Genomic DNA, 11,052 nt, shown 5'->3' with positions numbered 1-11,052 from the left:
GCCGTATCCACTACCGCGATGCCCACTTGCGCGACCGCGAGACAATGGACGGTGGCCCACTCCACCGGGAGGGCCAGCGCGACGTACGAGGAGGAGAAGACATGGCGGAGCCCACGCCGCGTCGGCACGAACCGCGGCTACGCCCCGCGCCCCTGCTCTTCGAGCCCGCGGAGGCGGCCTCCGACCCTGAGCACTTCTTCGATCTCGAGTCGATCGATGATCCCCGCGCGCTGCTGTCCCGCGCGACGGAGCTGACGCTGGCGTTCCGGGCCGCGGCGGACCGGGCGGTGGAGTTCCAGGCGATCGCGGCGGCGCAGCTGGCGGATCCGCGGCGGTTCGACCGGCTGACGACCGCGGACATCGCCGAGCGGGCCGAGTGGACCGAGGACTACGCCAAGAAGATGGTCGAGTTCGGACGGGACCTGATGCGGGGCGGCGGCGAGGGCCGGGGGTCCGTCGACCCGGTGTGAGACCGGGAGACCCGCACCTTCTCGATCTACCTGGCATATGCCAGGCGGGCAAGATACTCCCTCCCCACCCCTCCTGTCCCGATTTCCCGCAACCCTCGGGAACCGCGCGTGCACGGCCGGTAGACATGGACGCCATGAGCAGCGCATGGAACGCTTCCTATGTCACCCCGGACGGGGCAGCCTGGCTCGCCTCGGCAGGAACGTACCCGCGAAGCACGCTCGCCCTCTGGGAGGAGCGGCCGGACGCACCGGTGGTGCTGCCCTGCGGGTCGGTCTTCGACGTCGTCAGCGCGCCCGCGATGTTCGGGCGGCGGATGCTCGACCGGCTGTGGGACGACGGGCCCGGCTCCGGGCCGGTCGCGGAGTTCCGCGGCCGGATGCTGCTGTTCTCCGCGCCCGGCACGGCCCAGCGGCTGCCGGTGCTGCTGGAGTGGGAGGAGTGGGGCAAGCGCGGCGGGGACACCCATGAGCCCGGTCGTACAGGCGGGGTCCCGCCCCTGCTGTGCCACGGCACGGGCGACGCGGTCACGGTCCCGGCACCGGCGGACGACGCCTCCCCCGGCCGCTCCGGCGCCCGCTGGCTCGTCGCTCCCGACACCCGTCAGCCCTGGCTGCCCGGCCCCGAGGTACTGCTGTGGGCGGTCGTCCGGGCGGCCCGTTCGGCGGTGCGGATATCGATTTTTCCTCCCACCGACCAGGGTGCTAAGGTCTACGACGTCAGCAGGCGCCGCTAGCTCAGTTGGTTAGAGCAGCTGACTCTTAATCAGCGGGTCCGGGGTTCGAGTCCCTGGCGGCGCACCGACGGCAAAGGCCCTTCGCGAGAGCGAGGGGCCTTCTGCATGCCCGGCATCCGCATCGCGCGCCTTCAGCGCCCGGCCATGATCCGCACCGTCCAGGCCCCCGAAGCCGTGCGCCCCTCCACCTCCACCCGGACGCCCTCCCCTGGCACCGTGAAGCTCTCCCCGGGGCCGATCGGCGCGTCCGCGAGGGGCGGGTAGACCGAGTCCTCCCGGCAGGCCTCGGTGCGCGGATGGGCGTCGATCACCTCGATCGGCCCGCCCCCGGAGTGCGCCCCGCCCCGCACCCGGTACACGAGCACCCCCTGCCGGCACGCTGCCACGTCGTTGCCCACCGGCCCGCGCGCCTCGAACGCGAGCACGCTGTCGCGGCCGGTGCGCAGCACCGCGAGCTTGGTGCCCCGCCCGAGCCCGAAGGCCGGCGCCCCCGCGGCGCCCGTCACCGGCACCCCCGGTCCGGCCGCCAGCGGCTCCAGGGTCAGCCGGGCGGGCCCGGCGTCCTGCACACATCGGACCTGCCGCTGCTCCAGCCAGCCCAGCTTCCACCTGTGCCAGCCGAACAGGTCGGGCGCCAGTCCGAACTGGCTGCCCATCAGGTCCCAGTCGCCGACGTGCGTGTCCCAGTCGCCCTTGCCGTCCACGGGCCGGTGGTAGAGATCGGGCAGGTCGAACACGTGCCCGGTCTCGTGGGCGAGGACGAGCCGGTCCGGGGGATGCTGCTCGAACACCGTGACGACCCGGCGCAGATCGGCGCCGTCGGCCCGCATCGGACTCGTCAGGTTCACCACCTTGGTCGCGTCGGAGTCCACGCCGGGCGCGTCCGGGTCGGCGACGAAGTACACGACGTCGTAGCGGGAGAAGTCGACCTGCGGGTCGGCCACGGAGAGCGCGTCCCGCAGGTACGCGGCCCGGTGCACGGCGCTCCAGTCGCGCTGTATGTCGTACGCCGTGGACGGCTGCGGCATCTGGATCCAGTGCCCGAGCGAGTGCGGGCGCAGCGTGAAGCGGCCGTAGGAGGCGCGTTCGAAGAAGCGGGTGGTGGCCGGGAAGTGGTCGGCGGTCAGCTCCTGCGGCGTGGTCAGCGGATGGGCGTCCGGGAAGGACAGGAAGACCATGACCGCGTCCAGGGCCGGGGCCGGGCGCGGATAGGCGGCGTTCCAGGTGTCCAGGCCCTCGGAGTGGTGGGCGTCGGTGCGGGTCAGGGCGCAGGGCGCGGCCGAGTCGGGTTCGGCGGCCGACGGGCCGGTGCCGAGGGAGGTCGCGGCGAGGGCCGACATGGTGGTGAACACGGCCGCGGTGCTGCGCAGTCGGGCGCGCGGGAACTGACGCGGCACGGGTACCTCCGGGTACGGTTCGCGGGACACCGCACCCAGACTGTGATGATTTGTCGTACTGCGTCCTGTTTGCTTGCACCAGTCGAGTGAAGATGCCGAAACATCGCGGACGTCGACACCCGCGAAGCACTCACAGAACGTCACAACTGGTCGGGGGCCTGAAGAAGCCGTCCAGGCATGAGCAGAAACGATCTGGCAGAAGGGCGGGTTGGTCCGGAACACTGGACACCGGCTGGAAGGCCCTGGGGCCAGCCTCTATGATCGGCACACTTTCCTGACCTTTCCTGCACGGACAGAGATCGAATACATGCGGGAGCGAGCGGTGAGCGGAACCTCCGAAGGGCCGGCGCCCGCGGCAGACCTCGACGGGCCGGTCGTCACAGAGAGTGAGATCGACACGTCTCCCCGTACCGAGCCCCCGGCGCCCGCGCCCTATCGCTCCGTCTTCGCGGCCGCCCCGCTCGCCATGGCCGTCGTCGACCGCGAGGGGATGGTCGTCAGCGCCAACGACTCGCTCGCCGCGCTGCTCGGTACCCCGCCCGACGATCTGGCCGGGGCCGTCGCCGCCGACCTGGTCGACCTCACCGGTGACGCCCGCACCTGGCACGCGTACCGCGAGGTGCTGCGCGGCCGGCAGTCCCGGCTGCGCTGCACGCGCCGGCTCAAGCACCCCGACGGGCGTTGTCTGTGGGTGCAGGTGACGGTCGCCCCGCTGCCCGCCGAGGACCGGACCGTCCTGCTGACCGTCGCCGACATCAGCTCACGCCGCGAACTCCAGGCCCGTCTGCGGCACTTGCAGATGCACGACCCGGTGACCCGGCTGCCCAACCGCACGCTGTTCTTCGAACGCCTGTCGACCGCGCTGGAGGCGGAGTCGTACGAGCAGAGCGGCACGGGCCGGATCGGGCTGTGCTACCTGGACCTGGACGGCTTCAAGGCCATCAACGACACCCTGGGCCACCGCGTGGGCGACCGGCTGCTGGCCGCCGTCGCCGAGCGCCTCACCCGCTGCGCGGACGAGGCCGGGCGGTCCCGGCCCAGCATCCCGCTGGTGGCCCGGCTCGGCGGTGACGAGTTCGCGCTGCTCGTCGAGGACTCCACGGGCACCGAACAACTGGCCGAGCTGGCCGAGTCGGTGCTGGAGGCGATCCAGGACCCGTTCGACATCTCCGGGCAGCGGTTGTCGGTCTCGGCGTCGATCGGTGTGGTGGAGCGGCACGCGGCCGGGACGACCCCGACCGCCCTGATGCAGGCGGCGGACACCACGCTCTACTGGGCGAAGGCCGACGGCAAGTCCCGCTGGACGCTGTTCGACCCGGAGCGCAACGCCCACCGCATGACCCGCCAAGCCCTCGCCTCCACCCTGCGGCCGGCCATCGACCGGGGCGAGTTCCAGTTGGAGTACCAGCCGCTGGTGGGCATGGAGGACGACCGGCTGCACGGGGTCGAGGCACTCATCCGCTGGAATCATCCTCAGTTCGGCGTACTGACGCCGAATCGGTTCATCGGACTTGCCGAGGAGGACGGTTCGATCGTTCCGCTGGGCCGCTGGGTGCTGCGCACGGCCTGCGGACAGGCCCGCCGCTGGCAGCTGGACCACCCCGACGAGCCGCCGATCTTCGTGAGCGTGAACGTGGCGGTGCGTCAGGTCTGGGACTCGGACCTGGTGGCGGACGTGGCGGAGACCCTGGCCGAGACGGGCCTCGCGCCGCATCTGCTCCAGCTGGAGCTCACCGAGTCGGCGGTGATGGGCTCGGCCGGCCGGCCGCTCCAGGCCCTGAAGGCCCTCAGCGACATGGGCGTGCGCATCGCCATCGACGACTTCGGCACCGGCTACTCGAACCTTGCCTACCTCAGCCGCCTGCCGGTGTCCGTACTCAAGCTGGACGGCACCTTCGTCCGCGGCTTCCAGTACGACGACCGGGACAGCACGGCCACCCGCCCGAACCCGGCCGACGAGGTCGTGGTCGAGGCGATGATCCAGCTCGCCCACCGGCTGGGTCTGACGGTCACGGCCGAATGCGTGGAGACCTCGGACCAGGCGACCCGGCTGCGGCGCATCGGCTGCGACACCGGACAGGGCTGGCTCTACTCCCGTCCGGTGCCGCCGGACCGCATCTCCGAGCTGCTGGGCACGCCGGGCGTTCAGGCGGGCGTCGGCAACCCGTAGGCGTCGGCGATGAGTTCGTAGGAGCGCACGCGTACGTCGCCGTCGTGCGCGTTGGCCGTGATCATGAGCTCGTCGGCGCCGGTGCGCTTCTGCAGGTCGTCCAGGCCGGAGCGGACCTCGTCCGGGGTGCCGTGGATGACGTTGGCGTTCCAGGAGTCGACGAAGTCGCGCTCCATGGGGCTGAAGGCGTAGGCCTCCGCCTCCTCGGGGGTGGGCACGAGGCCGGGGCGTCCGGTGCGCAGCCGGACCATGCTGAGGGCGGCGGCCAGGATCTGGCGGCTGGCCTCCTTCTCCTCGTCGGCGGCGAGCGCGGAGACGCCGATGAGGGCGTAGGGCTCGTCGAGCACGGCGGACGGCTGGAAGGACTCCCGGTAGAGGTCCAGGGCCGGGATCGTGTTCTGCGCCGAGAAGTGGTGCGCGAAGGCGAAGGGCAGGCCGAGCACACCGGCGAGGCGGGCACTGAAGCCGGAGGAGCCGAGCAGCCAGACGGGCGGGCGGTGCGGGGACTGGACGCCGCCGGGGGACGTGGCCTGGACCGGCCCCGGTACGGCGTGGATACGGCGGTAGGGATGCCCGTCGGGGAAGTCGTCGTCGAGGAACCGGGTCAGCTCGGCGAGTTGCTCGGGGAAGTCGTCGGCGCCCTCATTGAGCCGGTCGGTGCGGCGCAGGGCGGCGGCCGTGGCACCGTCGGTTCCCGGCGCGCGGCCGAGGCCGAGGTCGATGCGGCCCGGGGCCATGGCCTCCAGCGTCCCGAACTGCTCGGCGATGACGAGCGGGGCGTGGTTGGGCAGCATGACGCCGCCCGAGCCGAGGCGGATGCGACCGGTGTGGGCGGCGAGGTGGGCGAGGATCACGGTCGGGGACGAGGAGGCCACGCCGGGCATGGAGTGGTGCTCGGCGACCCAGTAGCGGTGGAAGCCGCGGGCCTCCGCGAGGCGGGCCAGGTCGACGCTGGTGCGCAGCGCGTCGGAGGCGGTGCGGCCGGCCCCGACGGTGACCAGGTCCAGTACGGAGAGGGGGACGGGGGCGCTGCCCTGCGCTGCGCCGCGTATCTCGTCTGCCGCCACGGTGGGGTGCCTCCTGCTGTGGGCCGTGTGCTGTCGTCCCGGCTCTAACAGGGGACTGTCTCCGGTTATTCCCCCGGAGGTGCCTCCGCAGGGTCAGGCGGCCTGCTCCCAGTCGCTCCGCGCTTCGCCATACGGGGGCCGCCGGGCGCCCTTCTCGCGGGCGCGGAGCACGATCCAGGCGAGGGCGGCCCCACCGGCGAGCCACCAGGGCAGGGACCACACGGCACCCCACCAGTCCGCCCGCGGATCGAGGACGGCGTCGGCGCCGGCGGTGACCATCGCCGCCGCCAGGCTCCAGCACAGCAGGCGCCCGGACAGCTGGACAGCGCTTACAGAGGATCTGAACGGGCCCGTTTCGGCCATCGGGGAGTCCTTCACGGCACGACTGGCTGCGGACGTGGCCAGTGTGCACGGAATGGACAACTGAAGGGGAACGCGCTTTCGGTCAACTCAAGAGCCCTGCGCGGCGGCGGAAGTTGAGGATCCCTCACCTCCTGGCGGGCCGTTCACCCCCTATGCCCGGATCTGCCCCACCGAAGAGGTGGGACCGATTCCGGGCGTCGGTGGCGAGAACGGCACACCCGTTCACGCCTGGACGAGCGGCTCCCTCGTGAACAGTGCCCCCAGTTCCGGCGCGTTCACGCGGCGGTCCGCCAGGCGGAGGCCTTCCCAGACCGTGACCTGGTTGGCGGTGAGGACCGGCTTGCCGAGGTCCTTCTCCAGGGCCGGGATGTGGGCCGCCGTGTGCAGGGCCGTGTCGGGCAGGAGGAGGGCCTCGGCCTCGGGGTGGTCGGCGTGCCGGGCCATGGCGAGGAGTTCCGCCTCGCCCCAGGTGCCGACCTCGGCGGCCGTGATGATGCCGGAACTCTTCACCGAGACGACCTCGACACCGTCCGCCCGCAGGAACTCGGCGAACAACTGCGCCACGTCGTCCGGGTACGTCGCGCCGATCGCGACCCGGCGCACTCCCAGCTCCCGTACCGCGTGCACGAACGCGAAGGACGTCGAGGAGGCCGGCATGCCGGCGGTCTGCGCCAGGGTGCGCACCTGGTCCTGCGCTCCGTCCCAGCCGTAGACGAAGCTGCCGCTGGTGCAGGCCCAGACCACGGCGTCCGCGCCGGCGTGCCGCAGCTCCTGCACGCCCGCCGCGAGTCGCCCCGCGGAGCCCATCTCCAGCAGCGCGTCCACCCGGTGCGCGTCCTCACCGATGTCGGTGTGCACCAGGTCCACCCGGATGTCGCTGCCCAGCAACTGCTCGATGCGCGGATAGTCGTCCTCGGCCGAGTGGCCCGGGTAGAGAAATCCCAGCGCTGTCATGTCCAGCCTTCCTGCTGCTGCTCTTCTTCCGGCACGACGGGACCGTGGTTCGCCCCCGGCGATCCGAGACCGGCCCGCGCCTCCGGATTGATCAGCGCTTGATACGGTCCCACCGCACGGGTACCCAGTCGGCGCAGCGCCGCCCACATCGTCACTTGGTTGGCCGAGATCACCGGGATGCGCAGTTCGGCCTCCAGTTGGGGGATGACGTCGTAGGTGGGCAGGTTGGTACAGCTGATGAAGAGGGCGTCGGCGTCGTCGCGTACGGCCTGCCGCGCCATGTCCACCACCTCCCGGTAGGGGACCTTCCAGATGTGCCGGGTCAGCCCCATGAAGGCACAGCCGGAGATCGTGACGCCCGCCTGGGCCACATAGGCCTCCAGCGCCTGCGTCACCGACACCGTGTACGGCGTCACCAGCGCCACCCGCCGTACGTCCAGCTCCACCAGGGCTTCCAGCAGCCCGCCGGAGGTGGTGATCGCCGGGACGGCACCCGCCCGGCTCATCGCCTCGCACATCGCGCGCTCGCCCATGACACCGCCGACGAAACTGCCCGACGTACAGGCGTAGGCGATGACCTCGGGAGCGATCGCGTTGAGCGTGCCGACCGCCTCGCTCAGCGTCTGGTGTTCGCTGACCATGCGGGCGAGATCGAGGCTGACCTCGACCGGCACGAACGGTGTTCGTGTCATGTGCAGGGAGACCTCGTCCGGCACCCACCGCCACAGCTCGCGGTCGAGAGCGAAGTCGAAGGGGGCGACTACGCCGACCCCGCGCTGCGGGCTGGGCCCGCCGAGAAATGAGACGTCCATGGCAGGGCACCGGCCTCACACTGGGCAACGAGTGTGCAACGGATCGTGGGAACGCCCGTGTTGACGACGGTAGGTTCGGGTGCGAGCGTGGTCAATCCGCCCGGATCATTCCTTGGTCAACACCGTGTTAACTCGTCGTCACCGGCCGCCTGGCGAAGGCAGGCCGCCCCCGCCGCACGGCTGGAGAAACGGCTGCTCATGCCCACCCCCACCCTGCTCGTCCTGGACGCCGAACCCCTCCCCCGCCTCGGGAGCCTCACCGGCCGCGTGAGTATCGAACACACCGACGCGGAGGGTCTCGCCGCACGCCTCCCGCGTGCGGATGTACTCCTGGTGTGGGATTTCACCTCGCGCGCCGTGCGGGACGCCTGGCCCGGCGAGGGCCCACGACCACGCTGGGTGCATACGGCGAGCGCCGGTGTGGACCATCTGATGTGCCCGGAACTCGCCGCCTCCGACACGGTGGTGACGAACGCCCGCGGCATCTTCGACCAGCCGATCGCCGAGTACGTCGCCGCGCTCGTGCTGGCGATGGCCAAGGACCTGCCGCGCACGCTTCAGCTGCAACGGGAGCGGACCTGGCGGCACCGCGAGTCGCAGAAGGTCGCCGGGAGCCGGGCCGTCGTGGTCGGCACCGGGCCGATCGGCCGGGCGATCGCCCGCACGCTGGAGGCGCTGGACATCACGACAGCGCTCGTCGGCCGCGCCCCGCGCCCCGGCGTGCACGGCCCGGAGGATCTGGACCGGCTGCTGGCGCGCGCCGACTGGGTGATCGCGGCGGCGCCGCTCACCGATCGGACGCACGGCATGTTCGACGCCCGCCGCTTCGGCGTGATGCAGCCGTCCGCCCGGTTCGTCAACATCGGCCGCGGCCAGCTGGTCGTCGAGGACGCGCTCGCCGAGGCCCTGACCAAGCAGTGGATCGCGGGCGCCGCCCTGGACGTCTTCGAGTCCGAGCCGCTGACCCCCGACAGCCCGTTGTGGCAAGTCCCGGGACTGATCGTGTCCCCGCACATGAGCGGCGACATCGTCGGCTGGCGGGACGACCTCGGCGCCCAGTTCGTAGAGCTGTACGAGCTCTGGGCGGCCGGAAAGCCGCTGGAGAACGTGGTCGACAAACAGCGCGGGTATGTACCCGGACACTGACGTTCCTTGGAGGGTGCATGACCGAGCTCACCGAGCTGACCGCCGTACGGCTCCTCGACGGCTACCGCAAGGGCGAGTGGAGCCCCGTGGAGGCGACCCGCGCGGCGCTGGAGCGGGCCGAGGCGATCCAGCCGGAGGTGAACGCCTTCGTCCGGCTGACCGCCGAGGACGCGCTGGCCCGGGCCCGGGAGTCGGAGGAGCGATGGCGGCGCGGTGAGCCCCAGGGGCTGCTGGACGGGGTGCCGGTCACGGTCAAGGACATCCTGCTGCTGCGCGGGGCGCCGACCCTGCGCGGCTCGAAGGCCGTGGATCCGGCGGGGCGCTGGGACGAGGACGCCCCGTCCGTGGCCCGGCTGCGGGAGCACGGGGCGGTCTTCCTCGGCAAGACGACGACCCCCGAGTACGGCTGGAAGGGCGTGACGGACTCGCCGCTGAGCGGGGTGACGCGCAATCCGTACGACCCCTCGCGTACCGCCGGCGGGTCGAGCGGCGGCAGCGCGGCGGCCGTGGCGCTCGGCGCGGGACCGCTGTCGCTGGGCACGGACGGCGGCGGCAGCGTCCGCATCCCGGCGTCGTTCTGCGGGATCTTCGCGCTGAAGCCGACGTACGGGCGGGTGCCGCTCTACCCGGCGAGCGCGTTCGGCACGCTGGCGCACGTCGGGCCGATGACCCGGGACGCGGCGGACGCGGCGCTGCTGATGGACGTCATCGGCCATCCGGACTCGCGTGACTGGTCGGCGCTCGCCCCGCCGCCCGGTGCCTACGCGGACGGGCTGACGGGCGGGGTGCGCGGGCTGCGCGTGGCGTACTCGCCGTCGCTGGGCGGGCAGGTGGCGGTGCGTCCGGAGGTCGCGAGGGCGGTGCGGCACGCCGTGGAGCGGCTGGCGGAGCTCGGCGCGTACGTCACGGAGACCGACCCGGACCTGACCGAACCGGTGGAGGCCTTCCACACCCTGTGGTTCAGCGGGGCGGCCCGGGTGACCCAGCACCTGGGACCGAAGCAGCGGGAACTTCTGGACCCCGGCCTGCGCGAGATCTGCACACAAGGCGCCCGCTACTCGGCGCTGGACTATCTCGCCGCGGTGGACGTCCGGATGGACCTGGGGCGCCGGATGGGCCGCTTCCACGACACGTACGACCTGCTCGTCACGCCGACCCTGCCGATCACGGCGTTCGAGGCGGGCGTCGAGGTACCGAAAGGATCCGGCCATCGGCGCTGGACAGGGTGGACGCCGTTCACGTACCCGTTCAACATGACGCAGCAGCCCGCGGCGAGCGTGCCGGTCGGCGCCGACGGGGACGGCCTGCCGATCGGACTCCAGCTCGTGGCCGCCCGGCACCGGGACGATCTGGTGCTGCGGGCGGCCCACGCGCTGTACGAGGCCGGCGTGGCGTCCGCCGGCCGGATCAGGCCCGCCGGAAGCTGAGCGTCTCCCCTGCCGCTCCCGACCTCCACAGGTCGTTGCACGCCTCGGCCATGCTGTCCAGGCCCTCGACGATCTGGCCCCAGACGATGCCGGGGATCCAGCCGACATCGGCGTTCAGCAGCAGGTTGTTGCGCTCGTAGAACAGGGCCAGGTCGACGAGCGTGGTCCCGGCGCGGACCTCGCGGTCGTAGCCGTAGGACTTGGTCCCCAACTCCGCCCCGGCGAAGGTGAAATAACACAGATCGCCGGGAATCGGAGTGATGGTCGGGTTTTCCAGGGGTGGTTCGGTTTCGGCGAAGGGCGGGAAAAGGGCGTAGATCTCGTTGCGTGCGTACTTCGCGTGGTAGACGTCGCCGGCCAGCGGAAGGGCGTCCCAGACGGCCGCGCAGGTGATCGGCGCGCGGTCGTCCAGGAGCTTGGCCCTGCAGGTCACGTCGCGCTTGACCAGGGAGACTTCGATATAGCGATCAGCCATGCCTCCATGGGAGTGCCCGCCGCCCCCGCGGTCAAGG

At 71.9% G+C, this 11,052-nt stretch carries 11 protein-coding genes and 1 tRNA gene; 6 read left to right on the top strand and 6 right to left on the bottom strand.

Annotated elements, in window-relative coordinates:
• The first annotated feature begins 101 nt into the window (after positions 1 to 101).
• The 3 genes from ACIBL4_RS10690 (at position 102) to ACIBL4_RS10680 (ending at position 1,268) form a co-directional block, all read left to right on the top strand.
• Positions 102 to 470 (top strand): hypothetical protein, encoded by a 369-nt coding sequence (locus tag ACIBL4_RS10690; RefSeq protein ID WP_399408480.1) that lies wholly within the window; start codon positions 102 to 104, stop codon positions 468 to 470.
• A gap of 134 nt (positions 471 to 604) precedes the next feature.
• Complete coding sequence (locus ACIBL4_RS10685; RefSeq protein ID WP_399408478.1) at positions 605 to 1,204, top strand: bifunctional DNA primase/polymerase; 600 nt, start codon at positions 605 to 607, stop codon at positions 1,202 to 1,204.
• A tRNA-Lys gene (locus ACIBL4_RS10680) sits at positions 1,195 to 1,268 on the top strand. Before ACIBL4_RS10685 ends, ACIBL4_RS10680 begins: the two co-directional genes overlap by 10 nt.
• A gap of 67 nt (positions 1,269 to 1,335) precedes the next feature.
• Here ACIBL4_RS10680 and ACIBL4_RS10675 read toward each other — a convergent pair.
• A complete protein-coding gene (locus tag ACIBL4_RS10675; protein WP_399408476.1) occupies positions 1,336 to 2,631 on the bottom strand; it encodes a M6 family metalloprotease domain-containing protein in 1,296 nt (431 codons plus the stop codon).
• A gap of 277 nt (positions 2,632 to 2,908) precedes the next feature.
• Here ACIBL4_RS10675 and ACIBL4_RS10670 point away from each other — a divergent pair, with 277 nt between their 5' ends.
• Positions 2,909 to 4,771, top strand: a complete 1,863-nt coding sequence (locus ACIBL4_RS10670; RefSeq protein ID WP_399408474.1) for a putative bifunctional diguanylate cyclase/phosphodiesterase — start codon at positions 2,909 to 2,911, stop codon at positions 4,769 to 4,771.
• Here ACIBL4_RS10670 and ACIBL4_RS10665 read toward each other — a convergent pair.
• The 4 genes from ACIBL4_RS10665 to ACIBL4_RS10650 form a co-directional block, all read right to left on the bottom strand.
• Entirely contained in the window at positions 4,747 to 5,838 is a 1,092-nt protein-coding gene (locus tag ACIBL4_RS10665) for an LLM class flavin-dependent oxidoreductase (RefSeq protein ID WP_399408472.1), read from the bottom strand. The genes ACIBL4_RS10670 and ACIBL4_RS10665 overlap by 25 nt on opposite strands.
• Before the next feature lie 93 nt (positions 5,839 to 5,931).
• Positions 5,932 to 6,201: a hypothetical protein gene (locus ACIBL4_RS10660; protein WP_399408470.1), complete on the bottom strand. Its 270-nt coding sequence runs from the start codon at positions 6,199 to 6,201 to the stop codon at positions 5,932 to 5,934.
• A 222-nt stretch (positions 6,202 to 6,423) separates the two neighbouring features.
• On the bottom strand, positions 6,424 to 7,155 hold the full coding sequence (locus ACIBL4_RS10655) for an aspartate/glutamate racemase family protein (RefSeq protein WP_356929710.1): 732 nt from the start codon (positions 7,153 to 7,155) through the stop codon (positions 6,424 to 6,426).
• Positions 7,152 to 7,967, bottom strand: coding sequence for an aspartate/glutamate racemase family protein (locus ACIBL4_RS10650; RefSeq protein ID WP_399408468.1), 816 nt, complete (start codon positions 7,965 to 7,967; stop codon positions 7,152 to 7,154). Before ACIBL4_RS10650 ends, ACIBL4_RS10655 begins: the two co-directional genes overlap by 4 nt.
• Positions 7,968 to 8,165: 198 nt before the next feature.
• Between ACIBL4_RS10650 and ACIBL4_RS10645 the strand changes: the two genes are divergently transcribed.
• Positions 8,166 to 9,113 carry a D-2-hydroxyacid dehydrogenase gene (locus ACIBL4_RS10645; protein ID WP_399408466.1) on the top strand — a complete coding sequence of 316 codons (948 nt, stop codon included), beginning with the start codon at positions 8,166 to 8,168 and terminating at the stop codon, positions 9,111 to 9,113.
• A gap of 17 nt (positions 9,114 to 9,130) precedes the next feature.
• Complete coding sequence (locus ACIBL4_RS10640) at positions 9,131 to 10,540, top strand: amidase (protein ID WP_399408464.1); 1,410 nt, start codon at positions 9,131 to 9,133, stop codon at positions 10,538 to 10,540.
• On the opposite strand, the gene ACIBL4_RS10635 is transcribed toward ACIBL4_RS10640, so the two are convergent.
• Entirely contained in the window at positions 10,521 to 11,015 is a 495-nt protein-coding gene (locus ACIBL4_RS10635) for a DUF3830 family protein (protein WP_399408462.1), read from the bottom strand. The genes ACIBL4_RS10640 and ACIBL4_RS10635 overlap by 20 nt on opposite strands.
• Between the last annotated feature and the right edge of the window lie 37 nt (positions 11,016 to 11,052).

Origin of the sequence: Streptomyces sp. NPDC050416 (genome assembly GCF_044458845.1) — a bacterium.
GTDB lineage: Bacteria > Actinomycetota > Actinomycetes > Streptomycetales > Streptomycetaceae > Streptomyces.
The sequence above is the reverse complement of the archived record's forward strand: the minus strand, read 5'-3'. Positions and strand labels throughout refer to the sequence as shown.